This is a genomic window from Ruegeria intermedia (assembly GCF_900129345.1).
In the GTDB taxonomy this organism is placed as follows: Bacteria; Pseudomonadota; Alphaproteobacteria; order Rhodobacterales; family Rhodobacteraceae; genus Ruegeria; species Ruegeria intermedia.
On the sequence record NZ_FQVK01000011.1, the window covers coordinates 35,672 to 50,779 of the forward strand.

16 protein-coding genes are annotated in these 15,108 nt (G+C 64.6%); 5 read left to right on the plus strand and 11 right to left on the minus strand.

The genetic code is table 11. The annotated features are described in order from the left end of the window. Positions 1-3: 3 nt before the first annotated feature. From F3H26_RS09545 to F3H26_RS09585, 9 genes are all read right to left on the minus strand, one after another. Positions 4-876, minus strand: a complete 873-nt coding sequence (locus tag F3H26_RS09545) for a helix-turn-helix transcriptional regulator (RefSeq protein WP_149775832.1) — start codon at positions 874-876, stop codon at positions 4-6. A 133-nt stretch (positions 877-1,009) separates the two neighbouring features. After that, positions 1,010-2,272, minus strand: a complete 1,263-nt coding sequence (locus F3H26_RS09550) for a c-type cytochrome (RefSeq protein WP_149775833.1) — start codon at positions 2,270-2,272, stop codon at positions 1,010-1,012. Continuing rightward, on the minus strand, positions 2,273-3,481 hold the full coding sequence (locus F3H26_RS09555) for a formate dehydrogenase subunit gamma (protein WP_149775834.1): 1,209 nt from the start codon (positions 3,479-3,481) through the stop codon (positions 2,273-2,275). A 72-nt stretch (positions 3,482-3,553) separates the two neighbouring features. Next, complete coding sequence (gene fdh3B / locus F3H26_RS09560; protein ID WP_005983764.1) at positions 3,554-4,147, minus strand: formate dehydrogenase FDH3 subunit beta; 594 nt, start codon at positions 4,145-4,147, stop codon at positions 3,554-3,556. An 11-nt stretch (positions 4,148-4,158) separates the two neighbouring features. Beyond that, complete coding sequence (locus F3H26_RS09565; protein ID WP_149775835.1) at positions 4,159-7,053, minus strand: formate dehydrogenase subunit alpha; 2,895 nt, start codon at positions 7,051-7,053, stop codon at positions 4,159-4,161. A gap of 129 nt (positions 7,054-7,182) precedes the next feature. Then, entirely contained in the window at positions 7,183-7,371 is a 189-nt protein-coding gene (locus tag F3H26_RS09570; protein WP_149775836.1) for a twin-arginine translocation signal domain-containing protein, read from the minus strand. Between the two features lie 61 nt (positions 7,372-7,432). Beyond that, positions 7,433-8,044: a TorD/DmsD family molecular chaperone gene (locus F3H26_RS09575; protein WP_149775837.1), complete on the minus strand. Its 612-nt coding sequence runs from the start codon at positions 8,042-8,044 to the stop codon at positions 7,433-7,435. A gap of 4 nt (positions 8,045-8,048) precedes the next feature. Next, complete coding sequence (locus tag F3H26_RS09580; protein WP_149775838.1) at positions 8,049-8,618, minus strand: DUF3306 domain-containing protein; 570 nt, start codon at positions 8,616-8,618, stop codon at positions 8,049-8,051. Continuing rightward, positions 8,615-9,169 carry a DUF3305 domain-containing protein gene (locus F3H26_RS09585; RefSeq protein WP_149775839.1) on the minus strand — a complete coding sequence of 185 codons (555 nt, stop codon included), beginning with the start codon at positions 9,167-9,169 and terminating at the stop codon, positions 8,615-8,617. The genes F3H26_RS09580 and F3H26_RS09585 overlap by 4 nt, the downstream gene beginning before the upstream one ends. Positions 9,170-9,421: 252 nt before the next feature. Between F3H26_RS09585 and F3H26_RS09590 the strand changes: the two genes are divergently transcribed. Further along, positions 9,422-11,377, plus strand: a complete 1,956-nt coding sequence (locus F3H26_RS09590) for a 4Fe-4S binding protein (RefSeq protein ID WP_149775840.1) — start codon at positions 9,422-9,424, stop codon at positions 11,375-11,377. Here the strand turns inward: F3H26_RS09590 and F3H26_RS09595 are convergent. Continuing rightward, positions 11,371-12,099 carry a c-type cytochrome gene (locus tag F3H26_RS09595; protein WP_149775841.1) on the minus strand — a complete coding sequence of 243 codons (729 nt, stop codon included), beginning with the start codon at positions 12,097-12,099 and terminating at the stop codon, positions 11,371-11,373. The genes F3H26_RS09590 and F3H26_RS09595 overlap by 7 nt on opposite strands. A gap of 63 nt (positions 12,100-12,162) precedes the next feature. On the opposite strand from F3H26_RS09595, the gene F3H26_RS09600 reads away from it, so the two are divergent. From F3H26_RS09600 to F3H26_RS09615, 4 genes are read left to right on the plus strand one after another with little or no spacing between them, the layout of a single operon-like run. Next, positions 12,163-12,360 (plus strand): DUF6494 family protein, encoded by a 198-nt coding sequence (locus tag F3H26_RS09600; protein WP_149775842.1) that lies wholly within the window; start codon positions 12,163-12,165, stop codon positions 12,358-12,360. Next, positions 12,357-13,418 (plus strand): Mrp/NBP35 family ATP-binding protein, encoded by a 1,062-nt coding sequence (locus F3H26_RS09605; protein WP_149775843.1) that lies wholly within the window; start codon positions 12,357-12,359, stop codon positions 13,416-13,418. The genes F3H26_RS09600 and F3H26_RS09605 overlap by 4 nt, the downstream gene beginning before the upstream one ends. Beyond that, entirely contained in the window at positions 13,415-14,113 is a 699-nt protein-coding gene (locus F3H26_RS09610) for a biotin/lipoate--protein ligase family protein (protein ID WP_149775844.1), read from the plus strand. Before F3H26_RS09605 ends, F3H26_RS09610 begins: the two co-directional genes overlap by 4 nt. Continuing rightward, positions 14,110-14,589 carry a DUF6505 family protein gene (locus F3H26_RS09615; RefSeq protein ID WP_149775845.1) on the plus strand — a complete coding sequence of 160 codons (480 nt, stop codon included), beginning with the start codon at positions 14,110-14,112 and terminating at the stop codon, positions 14,587-14,589. The genes F3H26_RS09610 and F3H26_RS09615 overlap by 4 nt, the downstream gene beginning before the upstream one ends. Here the strand turns inward: F3H26_RS09615 and F3H26_RS09620 are convergent, their stop codons facing one another. Next, the gene (locus tag F3H26_RS09620) at positions 14,590-15,090 is read right to left on the minus strand and encodes a flavin reductase family protein (RefSeq protein WP_149775846.1); all 501 of its coding nucleotides are present in this window, start codon (positions 15,088-15,090) and stop codon (positions 14,590-14,592) included. Positions 15,091-15,108: the final 18 nt, after the last annotated feature.

The window sequence follows — 15,108 nt, forward strand, 5'->3', positions numbered from 1 at the left end:
CCCTCAGCCGCTGGCGCCGTTGTGGTGGATCGCGCCCAGATCGGTCAGGTCATAGCCGCCCATCTCGGCCGCGCGGGCGGCAAACCCGTCCGAGCGCAGAAAGGACAGCAGCTTTTGCAAGGGCGGGTCGAAATACGCCCGACGCCAGATCGCCAGATCCAGGCGTTCGGAATGAGTCGGCACGAAGCCCAGCCCATAAAGGCGGGCCAGCGCCCCCAGCCCGAACCCGGCCTCTGCCTTGCCGTCGTGCAGGGCGATGGCCAGTTCTTCTTCGGTGCGGGCGCAATTGGGCAGGGTGTTAAGGTCGTCGCGGCTCAGGTCGTGTTCGGCCAGTTGCCGGTCGAACAGATGCTGGCTGGCGGCGCTGTCCTGTCGCAGTAGAACCCGGCGGCCCTTCAGGTCGGCAAACCCGCCGATGTCTTGCGTGCCGGGCGACAACAGCAGGCCGCGCTGGCGATGGGCGATCTGCACCAGAACCACGGGCGCTTCGCCCAGCGTGTCGCGCAGCGCGCCGGTGTTGAACCCGCCGGGTTCGTGAATATGCAGAACCGCGGCCTGCGCCGCGCGGTCGGCCAGCCGCCGCAGCCCGTCGAACGATCCGTCGTAATAGGTGGCCAGCCCCGAGCCGCTTTCGCGCAACGCCCAGTCCAGCAGCGGATCGTGGCTGCCGGCGACGATCGGGGGCAGGGGCGGCTCGGCCGTCTGCGGACCCGAGCGCGACGCATTCAGCCAAGCCAGCACCTCGGCCCGAGGAAACAGCAGCTTGCCCATGGCGCGCACGCAGGGCACCTCGCCCGATGCGGCCAGGTCATAGGCCTTGCGCTCGCCGATGCGCAGCAGGTCGGCCAGCTCGCGCGTGGTCAGGAAGTCGGTCATTCAGTCCAGCCGCACGGCCGCGCCGCGTTCGGCCGAAGACAGGCCCATCTGGGTCAGCACGAACGGAGCGGCGGCCGTCACGACAGCCATCGTGGCAACAGCGGCAAGAAAGGCTTTCATCTTATCCTCCGGCTTAGTCCGCGGGCGCCGTGGCGCTGCGCAGGAATTCGATCAGGTCGGCGCGGTCCTGCGCCTGCGTGATCCGCTGCATCGGCATCTTCGACCCCGGAATGTAGTGGTCCGGCCCTTGGTCGAAAAGAGCGTTTATCGTCTGTTCGTTCCAAACGATATCAGACCCTTGCAGCGTTTCCGAGTAGATGTAGCCGGGCAGTGTCCCGGCCTGACGCCCGAATACGCCATGCAGGGTCGGCCCGGCCCGGCGCTGATCGTCCGGCGTCAGGCTGTGGCAGATCGAGCATTTCCGGGCGAACTGGCGTTCTCCGTTTTGCATTTCGTCGGGGTCTTTCAGAAAACTCGGCTCTTGGCCGGCCATACGTTCCTGCGACCCCAAGGCGGCCACCGGCCAGCTGTACATGGCCTGATCCAGCCCGCCTGCGTGCAGGTTTTCACCATCGGGCGAAAAGGCCAGTGCCCAGACCGGGCCGCGCAGCGTTGCCCGGAAATCCTGCGCGATCCGCCAGTCCTGAGTGTCGATGACCATGATGTAGCCCTCGCCATCGCCCACCGCCAGCAGCGACCGATCCGGGCTGAGGGCGAGCGCCAGGATCGGGCGGCGGTCCAGCGTGAAATCACGCTCGGCCCCGGTGGTCAGGTCCAGAATGCGGGTCACGCCATCGACCGCGCCATAGGCGATCCAACCGTCTTGCGCGTTCAGGACCAGTTCGTTGATGCCGAAACCATGCTCGACCAGTCGCGCGGTTTCGGTGCCTGTGGTCACGTCCCAGATCCGCAAACTGCCGTCGACCCCGGCGGAATACAGCGTCCGCCCGTCCGGCGCGAAGGCCACCGCATTGACACCGCTGCCCGTGGGGCCCAGCAGCATGGCGGCCCCGCCCTCGGTGGGCCACAGGCCGATGGTCCCGTCCCAACTGGCAGTCGCAACGAGTTTCTTTGAGGCCGCGAGCCCGACGACCTTGCCCTTGTGCTGACCCACGACCTGACCACCGGGCCAACGGCGCAGGGTAAAGTCGTCGCCGGCCGAATAGATCGAGGTGCCGTTGAACACAACCGCGTTCACGGCAGCCTCGTGACCTTCCAGCCAGTCCGGCTGCTGCCCGGACCACAGGCCCACGGAATTGTCGAAACTGGCGGTGGCAATGCGCCCGTCCGGGGCGGCGGCGATGTCCATGATCGGTCCGCCATGGCCCTTGAGCGTGTAGAAATCCGCCGCCAGCGGCAGCGGCAGCAGGGCCAGCGCCAAAGCCAGCCCGCGCATCTATTCGGCAGGCGAGGCTGCGCCGTCGCTGGCCTGTTGCGCCTTTACCTCTTCCAGCCACAGCGAATGGTGCTCGCGCGCCCATTGCTCTTCGACCTCGCCGGTGCCCATGGCGTCAAACGCGCCTTCCATACCGACCGAGCCGAGGTAGATATGCGCCAGGATGATGGCGATGAAGGCATAGGCGACCATGACATGCCAGACCTGGGCATATTGCATCTCTTCCTGCGGAGACATCTGCGTGGGCAGGTCCAGCCCCAGCAGCTGCGGCAACCCGGTCGCGTTGGCGATTGAAAACGTCTTGGCGAACATCGGAAGCTCGAACGGGAACAGCAGCGACAGACCCGACAGGCTGATCGAGACGCCAAGCAGGATGCACAGCCAGAAAATGATCTTTTGACCAGCGTTGAATTTCCTGGCCGGGGGGTGGCTGCCTTTGGTGAACAATCCGCCGCCCGCCGCCAGCCATTTCAGGTCGGTCCGGTCGGGGAGGTTGTAGGCAATCCAGTTCACCGTCACGATGACCAACCCCAGCATAAAGGCCCAGGCGATGTTGTTGTGCAGCCACTTGCTGCCCTGCGCGATGGTGGCGAACCCTTCCTTGCCGAACAGTGGGATCAGGAAATCGCGACCGTAGAGCGTCAGCAGGCCGGTCAGCCCAAGGATCAGGAACGAGCCGGCAAACAGCCAGTGCCCGAATCTTTCATATCCTGAAAACCGGGTGACCGTGCGGCCCGTTTTTTCGCCATCGATGCGGATGCGCCCTCGGATCAGGAAAAACAGCAGCAGAACGACCAGCATTCCGCCCAGAACATAGGTTCCGTATTCGCGCAGCGGACCGGTGCGAAAAGTCCACCACCACATGCCGCCATCCTGGATCAGCACGCCGGCAGCCGGCCCCTTGGTCGACACGGTGACATCGGCCGAGCCATAGCGGATGGCGCGATACACATCGCTGTCCGAGGCGACGCCGCGCGTGCCCAACTGACCCAGCAGCCCTTCGGCATTGCCTTGCCCGGTATTCTGTGCGCGATAGGTGTTGTCGACCTTCTCGCCGCGTTGTCGGGCCAGAATATCCTCGAGCGTCGTGGCGCCACCGGTCTGCGCGCGCGGGGCAGCGGCTGGTTCGTCCGTGCCGGTCGTGTCCTGTGCAAGCGCGCCCTGCGCGATCCCAAGTGTCAACGTCAAGGCCAGTAGAATGCGCAGCATCGAAAACCTCGGTATCAATCCAAAATCGGATGACCCACCTGCGCGGGTCACCCGTGTTGTCAGGCTGAGGTCTCAGCCGTCCTTCTGGTCGTAGGCCGTGCCCCAACCCCAGGCGCCCGAGCCGAACCCGCGCGCCACGACGCGTTCGCGGTAGATGGCCGAGACCACGTCACCGTCACCGGCGAGCAGGGCCTTGGTCGAACACATCTCGGCGCAGATGGGCAGTTTGCCCTCGGCGATCCGGTTGCGGCCGTATTTGGCGAACTCTGCGGTCGAGTGCGTTTCCTCAGGGCCGCCGGCGCAGAAGGTACATTTGTCCATCTTGCCGCGCGATCCGAAGTTGCCGGCCTGCGGGTATTGCGGCGCGCCGAACGGGCACGCATAGAAGCAATAGCCGCAGCCGATGCACAGGTCCTTGGAGTGCAGGACGACGCCTTCTTCGTTCTGATAGAAGCAGTCGACCGGGCACACAGCCATGCAGGGCGCATCCGAACAATGCATGCAGGCGACCGAGATCGAACGTTCACCCGGTTTGCCGTCATTGATCGTCACCACCCGGCGGCGGTTGATACCCCACGGAACCTCGTGTTCGTTCTTGCACGCAGTCACGCAGGCGTTGCACTCGATGCAGCGTTCAGCGTCGCAGAGAAACTTTGCTCTAGCCATTGTCGTCCTCCTTACGCTGCCCAGATCTTGCAGAGAGTCGCTTTGGTCTCCTGCATCTGGGTCACTGAATCATAGCCATAGGTCTGGGCGGTGTTGGTGCTTTCACCCAGCACGTACGGGTCGGCGCCTTTCGGGTATTTCTCCCTCAGGTCCGCGCCCTGGAAATGGCCGCCAAAGTGGAAGGGCATGAAGGCCACGCCGGCACCGACCCTTTCGGTCAGCATCGCCATCACCTTGACCTTGCCACCCTCGGGACCTTCGACCCAGACCTGCGATCCGTCGCGAATGCCAAGGTTGTTGGCGTCACGCGGATTGATCTCGACGAACATGTCCTGCTGCAGCTCGGCCAGCCACGGGTTCGACCGTGTCTCGTCACCGCCACCTTCATATTCGACCAGACGACCTGACGTCAGGATTATCGGGTAATCCTTTGAAAAGTCGTTCTTCTGGATCGAAGCATACAAGGTCGGAAGGCGATAGGCCTGGCGGTCCTCGTAGGTGGGATAGTCGGCCACCAGATCGCGCCGCGGCGTGTACAGTGGCTCGCGGTGCAGCGGGATCGGATCCGGGAAGGTCCAGACCACGGTGCGGGCCTTGGCGTTTCCGAAGGGTGCACAGCCATGTTTGATGGCCACCCGCTGGATGCCGCCCGACAGGTCGGTCTTCCAGTTGGTCTTGGGCCCGGCCACGGCGTCGATGGCCGCGCGTTCCTCGGCCGTCAGGTCGCCATCCCAGCCCAGATCCATCAGCATCTGCATCGTGAACTCGGGGTATCCGTCCTGGATTTCCGAGCCGACGCTGTAGACCCCTTCGGCCAGCAGGTTCTGACCGTCACGCTCGACGCCGAAACGTGCACGGAAGGTCAGGCCACCCTCGGCCACCGGTTTGGACATGTCATAGAGGTTTGGCGTCCCCGGATGCCCCATCTCGGCGGTGCCCCAGCACGGCCACGGCAGACCGTAGTATTCGCCGTCATTCGGACCGCCCACGGCCTGCAGCGTCGTTCTGTCGAACGTGTGCTGGTTGGCCATATGGCTCTTGATCCGCTCTGGCGACTGACCGGTATAGCCGATCGTCCACAGCCCCGCGTTGAACTCGCGCGTGATGCTCTCGACATTCGGGGTTTCGGGGTCCTCCATCTCGATATTGCGGAAGAACCGATCCGCCCAGCCGAACTTGTTGGCGAACTTGGCCATGATGACCTCGTCCGGCAGGCTTTCGAACAGCGGATCGACCACCTTGTCGCGCCACTGCAGCGAACGGTTCGACGCCGTGACCGAGCCACGGGTTTCGAACTGTGTACACGCCGGCAGCAGATAAACGCCATCAGTCCGGTCATGCAGCACGGCGGAAACGGTGGGATATGGGTCGATCACGACCAGCATGTCCAGCTTTTCCATCGCCGTCTTCATTTCGACCATCCGGGTCTGCGAGTTGGGCGCGTGGCCCCACAGAACCATGGCGCGGACGTTGTTGGGCTGATCCATGTTCTCGGGATCTTCCAGCACACCGTCGATCCAGCGCGACACCGGAATGCCACGCTCGTTCATCAGCGGCTTGTCCTTGCCGTCCTTGTCCTTGATCGTGTCGAACTGTCCTTTCAGCCAGTCCAGATCCTCGCCCCAGACCCGCGCCCAATGGCCCCAGGCCCCGGCCGACAGGCCGTAATAGCCGGGCAGGGTGTGGGACAGCACGCCAAGGTCGGTCGCGCCCTGCACGTTGTCATGGCCGCGGAAGATGTTCGTACCGCCGCCCGAGGTGCCCATGTTGCCCAGGGCAAGCTGCAGCACGCAATAGGCGCGCGTGTTGTTGTTGCCGTTGGTGTGCTGGGTGCCGCCCATGCACCAGATCACGGTGCCGGGACGGTTGTTGGCCAGCGTCCGTGCCACGCGTTTCAGCTGCGATCCCGGCACGCCGGTGACGCGCTCGGTCTCTTCGGGGGTCCAGTTGGCGACCTCTTCGCGGATCTGGTCCATGCCCCAGACACGGGTGCGGATGAACTCCTTGTCCTCCCAGCCGTTGTCGAAAATGTGCCACAGGATGCCCCAGATCAGCGCCACGTCGGTGCCGGGGCGGAAGCGGACATATTCGTCGGCATGGGCCGCGGTGCGGGTGAACCGCGGGTCGCAGACGATCAGCGGGGCGTTGTTCTGCTCTTTCGCGCGCAGAACATGCAGCAGCGAGACGGGGTGCGCCTCGGCCGGGTTGCCGCCGATGATGAAGATCGCCTTGGAATTGTGGATGTCGTTGTAGCTGTTGGTCATGGCGCCGTAGCCCCATGTATTCGCAACACCCGCAACGGTGGTCGAGTGGCAGATCCGCGCCTGGTGGTCCACGTTGTTGGTGCCCCAGTAGGCCGCGAACTTGCGGAACAGATAGGCCTGCTCGTTGTTGTGCTTGGCCGAGCCCAGCCAATAGACGCTGTCAGGCCCGCTTTCCTCGCGGATGCTCATCATGCCGTCGCCGATCTCGTCGATCGCCTGTTCCCAGCTGATGCGCTTCCACTCGCCACCCTCTTTCTTCATCGGGTATTTCAGGCGGCGTTCGCCATGGGCGTGTTCCCGGACCGAAGCCCCCTTGGCGCAATGGGCGCCCAGGTTGAACGGGCTGTCCCAACCGGGTTCCTGCCCGATCCACACGCCGTTCTGCACCTCGGCAACCACGGTACAGCCGACCGAGCAATGCGTGCAGACGGATTTGATGTTCTCGACAGCCGTGTTGGCTGCGGTCTGGGCGCTGGCGGGCGACACGGTTCCACCCGTGGTGCTGATCGCGGCCAGGCCGCCGATCGTCAAGCCCGAGCCACGCAAGAACGCGCGGCGATCGACGCTTTTTTCGCCGATCCGGGACAGGATACTTGTCCGCTGGGGGCGTCTCGCAACCCCGTTGGTCTTTTTCCTAAGCATTTCCTTCCTCCCTTGCTGGCCATGTTGATAATGGCTGGCTTGGTGTTTCGAAATCGACGTCAGGGCCAATCGCAACCGTCAGCCGAGTGTGACCACGTCCGGACCGATGCCGGGCGTCGCCGGGGCGCCCTAGAAGCGCGCGCTGTTGAAATAGGCGCGGGTATGCGCCGTGTCCTGAATGCGGGTCTCGTCCGAGGGTTGCTCGGCCGCTTCGGCCTCGGTTCCCAGGCTGGCCGCTGCAACGGCTGCCGGGGCCGCGGTGCCCGCCAGTTTCAGGAAGTCGCGGCGGCTGGCGCCGGTCTCCTTGGTCTTGCTCATGGGATCCTCCTTTCCCATTTGCGGTTCAGCGCCCGTCGGGGCGCCAGCGAATGACGACCGCCTAGTGCGTCGTCATGCGGAAGGCCTCGCGTTCGATCTCCATGAAGACCCGGCCGGCGGTGCCGACCGAGGCATAGAGAACCGAATGCTCGGCTGCTTCCAGGTCCGAGAAAAAGTGCTCGGCCCAGGGACCGATGTGCTTGTTCCAGAACGTCTTTTGATCTTCCAGCGTGGCCGGGCCGCCGAAACGGCCGACGATCATGCCGCCCATCATCTCCATCAACGAGGCGATGTTGTCTTCGGGTTCGAACACGTTTGCCGCCCGGGTGATGCCCCGCGCTGCCATGTCGTTGCGCAGCTGCGCCAGCGGTTTCTCGTTCAGGAACCCGGTCAGGTAGAAGCTGGCATAAGGCAGCAGTTCTCCGCGCCCCAGCCCGATGAACAATGCGTTGAACTCGCGCTCGGCCGCTTCAGGCTTGGTCACTTTGGCCACGCGGGCCATGGCCTGAATGGCCTGGCCCAGATCGGTCTCGTCCCCTGACAGCGCGGCGATCTGGCTCAGCAGGGTCTGGTCCGGTGGCGTAGCCAGCAGAAGGCCCAGAAAGTTGTAGAAATCCGCGCGCAGACGGTCCTCGGGGGAAATTTCGAACGTCTGCGGGTCGCGAATGTTCATTGGGTCATCCTTCGAATTCGAATTTCATGCGCCGCGGGGCCGGGGGGCGTTCATCCTCATCCGGTTGGATGGCATCTGCCACTTCGACAGGGGGCGCGGGCTCGGCTTCAGGCTCGGGCGTTTCGGTTGCCGGCTCGGCTTCGGCCTCGACCGGGTGTCCTTCGGCTTCCGTCTGCTCGGCCAACGCCTCGATATGGCGCAACATGCCTTTGCCCACCTGATACGCCGTCTGCAGGTTTTCGACCACGCAGGCGGCGTCGGTGTAATCCTCGCCGTAATCGACCAGCCCATCTACATTCGCCAGCACAGGGTTCAACCGCCACAAGCGCCGCAACGCGCGGCGGCGCAGACGGTCCGGCACGGCCTTGGCCATGAAGCCCGAAACATCGTCGCCCGCCTGCAGCAGGTCCGGGTCGGGCAGGTCAAGCTCGGCCAAAATCTCGGCGTCGGTCTTATTTTCCAGTTCGGCCTGCTGCGCGGCGATCTCCTGCGCGGTCAGGGCCTCTTGTTCGGCATGCGCTTCGGCCTGCACGGCGGCCTTGCGGCGAGACCAGAAATCCTGTCGGGCGCTCATTGCACGGCCCTCCGCGGGGCGCGGTAGACGTCCGAGGTCTGGCGGATGCGCGCATCGCCCTTGCCGTCTTCCACAAGATCCACCCGTTTCTTGTCGCGGCGGCGTTTGATGAACACCTCATCGCGGTGATGGGCCAGAGTGAAATCGCGCACCCAGGCAATCAGGCCTTCGGTCATCGGGATCTTTTCCACGATCTCTTCACCGGTATCGGCATAGTCCTGGCCTTCATAAGGTGAAGCGGTGATCAGAAACGCGTTCAGCGGGCGATCCCCTTCGGCATCGTCCCGCAGGACAAGATACAGCGATGGCTGGCTGTCCGAGAGATTGGCCATATAGGCCTCGGTTTCATCGGACCAGAGTTTCAAGGGCAGGGTGGCGGCGTGGTATTCGACCGCATCGCCCTCGCGGCGCAGTTCGACCCAGTCAGCGGGAGGGGCGCCGGGCAGCACCGCGACCGCGCGCCAATTCCACCGGGCCCAGCGCGTGACCCCCGGTGTCTTGCGCACGACGACGCCAACCGGCATTTCGATCTGTTTTGCAGCCTCGGCCACTTTGATCCTCCCCGGAAAAGCTCTGCCCTGCTTTCCCTTAGGTTCACTATGGTACACAAAAGGGCCATGTGCCAAGCCCGCGGCGGCCTGAAATGGTCGTGATCTGGAAAAAAGTCGTCGCAAATGGGTCGCGGCGGCGATCAGCCGACTTTGGCGGGCGACACAGAGTTTCTGACCAGAACCGGCCGCCACACGTTGCATGGGCGGCGTTTGGGTCTAAGGTTGGGGGCAAGGGAGAGATGCGGGGGGAACATGGTCACCAAATTGGTCTTGTGCGATTGCGCCGGAAGTCTGGCCCTGGACGGGCAGGGGATATCGGCTGCCTGCGGTGCTGAATGCAGCAGGGTTCACACGGCGCTGTGCACCACCGAACTGACCGCTGCGGCCAAGCTGCTGCAGTCGGATGACCAGATCGTCATCGCCTGTGGGCAAGAGGCCCAAGTGTTCCGCGAACTGGCCGAGGAACTGGGCGTGGATCACCCCGGCTTTGTCGATCTACGCGACCGGGCCGGCTGGTCCGAGCAGGGGCGCGCGGCGATGCCCAAGATGGCGGCGCTGGCGGCCGAGGCATTGTTGCAGCAGCCGATCACGCCCAGCGTGGATGTCATCAGCGAAGGCACCGCCTGCATCATCGGGCCGGGGGAGGTTGCGTTTGAGCTGGCCCACCGGCTGTCGGACACGATGGCGGTGACAGTGGTCGTCACCGAAGATGCGCAGCCTGACAGCCGGGCCTTTGACGTGGTGCGCGCGCGGGTCCGGTCGGTCTCGGGGGCGCTGGGCGGGTTCACCCTGCGGCTGGATGCGTTGCAGCAGATTGATCCGGCGGGGCGCGGTGCGTTTGCCTGGACCCCGCCGCGCGACGGTGCGGTGTCGGCCTGCGATGTGCTGATCGATCTGGCGGGGGGTACGCCCTTCGTGACGGCCCCGGACAAGCGCGAAGGCTACCTGCGCGCCGATCCGCGTGATGCGGTGGCGGTTGCCCGGTTGGCCTTTGACGCGGCGCAGCTGGTCGGGACCTTCGAAAAGCCGCTGTATGTCCGGCTCGAAGAAACCCTGTGCGCCCATTCGCGGGCCGGGCAGGTGGGCTGTTCCAACTGTCTGGACATCTGCCCCACCGGGGCCATCACCCCGGTCGGAGATCACGTGGCCATCGACCCGATGGCCTGCGCGGGCTGCGGTGAATGCGCGGCCCTGTGCCCCTCGACCGCGATCAGCTACGAGGATCCGCCGGTGGCGGCCCTGCTGGCGCGGATGCAGACCCTGGCGGCGACCTTCCGTCGGGCCGGAGGGAGCGCCCCGCGCCTGTTGGTGCATGATGCCCACGGGGCCGAGATGATCCGGCTGGCCGCGCGGTTCGGACGCGGGCTGCCTGCCGATGTGATCCCTCTGGAACAGGGGGTGGTGTCCGGCTTTGGACATGCCGAGATGCTGGCTGCCTTGGCTCATGGCTTTGCCCGAGTCGACATCCTGCTGGCCCCGACGACCGAGCGGGATGCGTTGGAGCGCGAACTGCCGCTGGCGCTGGCAATCGCCGGCGCGGACGTCGTCGGAGTGATCGACGAATCCGATCCCGATGCGCTGGCCGATCTGCTCTTTGCGCAGGACGTGCCGCAGCCACTGGCCCAGCCGGTTCTGCCGCTGGGCAACCGGCGCCAGATTACGCGGTTGGCGGCGCAGGCGCTGCGCCCCGATGCGTCTCAGCCGCTGCCTCTGTCGGAACACGCACCCTATGGCGCGGTGGTGGTGGACACCGAGGCCTGCACCCTGTGCCTGAGTTGCGTGTCGCTGTGCCCGTCAGGCGCATTGATCGACAACCCCGACATGCCACAGCTGAACTTTCAACAGGATGCCTGCCTGCAATGCGGGCTGTGCAAGACCATCTGTCCCGAAAGCGCGATCACCCTGGTGCCCGAACTGGACCTGTCCGACCGTGCGCTGTCGCCGCGTGTTCTGAACGAAGAAGAGCCCTTTGCCTGCATTGAATGCGGTGCTCTGTTCGGGGTGAAATCGACGGTCGAGCGGATCATGGAGAAGCTGGCGGGCAGCCACCCGATGTTCGCCTCGTCCGAGCAGGCGAAGATGATCCAGATGTGTGACGATTGCCGTGTGCAGGCGCAGTTCCACAGCCAGTACAACCCATTTGCCTCAAAGCCTAAGCCCAAGGTGGTCACCACCGATGACTACTTCAGCAAGCGCAAGGATCACTGAAGCTTGAGCGGTGCCCCCAGATCAGCCGCGCGGATGACCGAGACATAGGCGAGGATCGCCTCAAGCTCGTCCTGCGTCAGCCTCAGCGGGTGAATGGGCGGGGGGCGTTCGGGGTCGAAGGGCGCAGTGATCCCTTCGATCTGGGTAAAGGATGGGTGTGGGTTCAGGGCAAAGAATGCCTGGAACCGGTTCGACCAGTCCGGCATCGCGCGCAGCACCGCGAAGGACGGCGTCGAGCCCAACCCGTTCATCCGGTTCTGCGGCCCGATCACATGACAGCGCCCGCAATGGGTCAGCGACAGCTTTTCGCCCAGCACCGCATCGCCTTCGATGGCATCCGACTCGGGCGCAGCAACCGTTTCGAAACTGGCCGAGAACGGGTCGCCCTCGGCCGGTGCAAAGCTTTCGACGGTGCGCTTGCCCACGTCGGACAACAGCCAGTCTTGAAAGCGGGCCTGCCGCGGGTCGTCCTGAATGCGCAGGTGATAGATGTCGCCGCCGCGCTGAAACACCGGCTGTCCCGGTGGCCCGCCCGCCAGAACCATCGCGCCCGCATCATCCGCGACAACGCGGATTCCGGTCTTGAGCGAGAAGCGCGGAAGAATATGTTTCAAAAGACCCGAGCGTGCGACATCGTCCGGCGCGGCCAGACCAATCTCCTCCTGCGACCAAGAGGGGCTGGCGAAGAGCGTCAGGCTCAGGCACAAAAGAACAAAGCGCATGGCCCAGCCTAACGGCGACAGGGCGAATGCGTCAAATGAACGAACAAGACGGAGACAACGGCGATGAGCGGCGATTACAACATGTCGATGCGCAAATTCCTCAAACAGGTTGGCGTGACCAGCCAGCAGGCCATCGAAGACGCGCTGCGCAAGGCGGGCGATCCGACGGGCAAAAGCTTTGAGGCCAAGATGGTCCTGACGATCGACGGTCTGGATGTCGAACACGTGGTGACCGGCCAGATCAAGGATGGCGACGCATGAGCATCCGCGACGCGGTTCTGGCGAACCTGAAGAAGATCACCGACCCGGTTTCGGGGCAGGACATCGTCAGCGCGGGCGTGGTCCGCGCGCTGAATGTCGAGGGCGACACCGTGCGCTTCGTTCTCGAGATCGACCCCAGGAATGCCGACAAGATGGAGCCGGTGCGCGCCACTGCCGAAAAGGCGGCGCAGATGGTCGACGGGGTGGCTAAGGTCTCGGCCCTGCTGACAGCGCATTCCGACAAGGCGCCGCCGGATTTAAAACCCAAGCCCAAGCCCTCGCAGACCGGGCCGCAGGCGGTGCCGGGGGTCGACCGGATCATCGCCGTGGCCTCGGGCAAGGGCGGGGTCGGAAAGTCGACCGTTTCGGCCAACTTGGCCTGTGCGCTCGCGGCCGAGGGGCGACGGGTCGGCCTTCTGGATGCCGATGTGTACGGCCCATCGCAGCCGCGCATGCTGGGCGTGTCCGGTCGACCCGCCAGCCCCGATGGCAAAACCATCCTGCCGCTGCGCAATCACGGCGTCACCATGATGTCGATGGGGTTGATGACCAACGAAGGTCAAGCGGTGGTCTGGCGTGGGCCTATGCTGATGGGCGCGCTGCAGCAGATGATGAACCAGGTGCAGTGGGGCGCGCTGGACGTGTTGATCGTCGACCTGCCGCCCGGCACCGGTGACGTGCAACTGACGCTGAGCCAGAAGTTCAAGGTGGATGGGGCCATCGTAGTCTCGACCCCGCAGGACGTGGCCCTGATTGACGCGCGCAAGGGCATCGACATGTTCCGCCAGTTGAAAACGCCGATCGTCGGCATGATCGAGAACATGTCCACGCATATCTGCTCGAACTGCGGGCACGAGGAACATGTGTTCGGTCATGGAGGCGTCGCCGCCGAAGCTGCCGAACTGGGTGTGCCGTTGCTGGGAGAAATCCCGCTGCATCTGGATATCCGCGTGGCCGCCGATGGCGGGGCGCCGATCGTGGTCAGCAAACCCGACAGCCCGCAGGCCGAGGCCTTCCGCAAGATCGCCCGCGATCTGATCGCCGCGGGCAAGGCATGACGCAGCCGGTCTTTCCCCCGTTGCTGTCCGGGCACCCGGTGCAGGGTGGGGAAGACCCGTTCGACCATGCGCAGGCCATGGCGGCGCTGGGCTGCGATGCGGGCAGCGTCGTCTACAACATCCAGGCGGATCGCCTGCGCGCGGCCATCGTCTTTGCGCCCGAGGTGCCACTGCAGGACGCCATGACCATGCTGCCGCTGTGCACCGTCGGGTTCCAGAACGCGCTGGGCGCGCTGGCTCCGCCCGAGGTGGCGGTGCATCTGGGCTGGGATGGTCCGATTTTCGTCAACGGGGCCCGGTGCGGCCGGTTTCGTGTGGCCGCGTCGACCTCGGATCCGGAAACCGAGCCCGACTGGCTGGTCGTCGGCTGGGAACTGGCCTTGCTGCAAACCGGGGACGAGCCCGGCAAGTCGCCCGATGTGACGGCCCTGTATGACGAAGGCTGCGCGGACGTGTCCCCGGTGCAGCTGGTCGAAAGCTGGTCGCGCCACATGCTGACCTGGCTGAACCGCTGGTCCGAGGATGGCAACGCACCCCTGCACGGGGAATGGATGGGCTTGCTGCAGGGGGTGGGAGAGCCCTATGGTGATCGCGGCGTGTTTCTCGGGGCCGATGAGCGGTTCGGCATGCTGTTGCGGAACGGGGCGGACACGCAGATCGTTCCCTTGACCCATCTGCTGGAGGACGCCCATTGAACCTGGCCCGCGCCATCCATTTCGACGAAAGCGACCTGAACGTCTTCCACTCTCCAGCCCGAACGGGCGAGTGGTGCATCTCGGGCGGGTTCGAGTTTTCGAACTGGGGCGAGGCCGACCTGGCCGGCAAGGCGCGCCAGGCCTTTGCCAATGGGTGGCTGGGGCTTGAAACCTTCGGGCGCGTGACCTTCGTGGCGGTGACGCAGATCGAACCGGCCGAGATGGAGCGGCTGGCCACTAACCTGGCCGAGCATTTCGTGCGCCTTTACGGCGCGCCCTCGGTCGAGGTGGCGCTGGACGTGGCCCGGGCCGAGCTGGCCCATATGTCCGAGATGTGCGACGATCATCCCCCCAACACCCTGCTGACCGTCGCCCGCAGCCTGACCGAGTCCGGCGTTCACGAGGCTTTTCGCGTGATCACGCCGCAAGAGGCCGAGTTGGAGGCCTTTGCCGTCCACGGGTCATTGGACGAGTGATTACAAGAGGTCGGCAAAACCGCCGAACTGTCCGCGCTTGAAGATCAAGCCCTTGCCGGTGCGGTACATGACCTGTTCGACCTCTCCCACGAGAATCAGATGATCCCCGGCCTCGTGGCGGGCAGACAATGTGCAGTCAAATCGGGCCAGACACTGGCTCAGCTGCGGCCGACCCTTGTGATCCGGGGACCAGTCTGCATGCGAGAAATCGAGGCCATTGCAGGCAAAACGAAGGGCCAGATCCTGCTGATCCTCGGCCATGACATGGATTGCGTAGTGTTGCGCCGCTTGAAAGGCCCGGTAACGGTTCGATTCTTTTGCCAGACACCACAGGACCAATGGTGGATCCAGCGACACTGATGCAAACGAGTTGACGGTGATGGCCGACGGCCCGTTCGGGGTGTTGGTCGTGACGACCGTCACACCAGTGCCAAAGCACCCCAAGGCCTCGCGGAAGGCCATGCTTTGATCGGGTCCGGGTTTGAATGTTCTTTCGGTCATCGCGCGCTCGTTTGGTGG

What these genes read in the sequence shown, in the direction of transcription:
- fdh3B (WP_005983764.1), bottom strand. Translation starts at nt 4,147, where the DNA reads ATGGCTAGAGCAAAGTTTCTCTGCGACGCTGAACGCTGCATCGAGTGC.
- F3H26_RS09590 (WP_149775840.1), top strand. Translation starts at nt 9,422, where the DNA reads ATGGTCACCAAATTGGTCTTGTGCGATTGCGCCGGAAGTCTGGCCCTG.
- F3H26_RS09600 (WP_149775842.1), top strand. Translation starts at nt 12,163, where the DNA reads ATGAGCGGCGATTACAACATGTCGATGCGCAAATTCCTCAAACAGGTT.
- F3H26_RS09545 (WP_149775832.1), bottom strand. Translation starts at nt 876, where the DNA reads ATGACCGACTTCCTGACCACGCGCGAGCTGGCCGACCTGCTGCGCATC.
- F3H26_RS09575 (WP_149775837.1), bottom strand. Translation starts at nt 8,044, where the DNA reads ATGAACATTCGCGACCCGCAGACGTTCGAAATTTCCCCCGAGGACCGT.
- F3H26_RS09605 (WP_149775843.1), top strand. Translation starts at nt 12,357, where the DNA reads ATGAGCATCCGCGACGCGGTTCTGGCGAACCTGAAGAAGATCACCGAC.
- F3H26_RS09595 (WP_149775841.1), bottom strand. Translation starts at nt 12,099, where the DNA reads ATGCGCTTTGTTCTTTTGTGCCTGAGCCTGACGCTCTTCGCCAGCCCC.
- F3H26_RS09580 (WP_149775838.1), bottom strand. Translation starts at nt 8,618, where the DNA reads ATGAGCGCCCGACAGGATTTCTGGTCTCGCCGCAAGGCCGCCGTGCAG.
- F3H26_RS09555 (WP_149775834.1), bottom strand. Translation starts at nt 3,481, where the DNA reads ATGCTGCGCATTCTACTGGCCTTGACGTTGACACTTGGGATCGCGCAG.
- F3H26_RS09565 (WP_149775835.1), bottom strand. Translation starts at nt 7,053, where the DNA reads ATGCTTAGGAAAAAGACCAACGGGGTTGCGAGACGCCCCCAGCGGACA.
- F3H26_RS09550 (WP_149775833.1), bottom strand. Translation starts at nt 2,272, where the DNA reads ATGCGCGGGCTGGCTTTGGCGCTGGCCCTGCTGCCGCTGCCGCTGGCG.
- F3H26_RS09620 (WP_149775846.1), bottom strand. Translation starts at nt 15,090, where the DNA reads ATGACCGAAAGAACATTCAAACCCGGACCCGATCAAAGCATGGCCTTC.
- F3H26_RS09610 (WP_149775844.1), top strand. Translation starts at nt 13,415, where the DNA reads ATGACGCAGCCGGTCTTTCCCCCGTTGCTGTCCGGGCACCCGGTGCAG.
- F3H26_RS09570 (WP_149775836.1), bottom strand. Translation starts at nt 7,371, where the DNA reads ATGAGCAAGACCAAGGAGACCGGCGCCAGCCGCCGCGACTTCCTGAAA.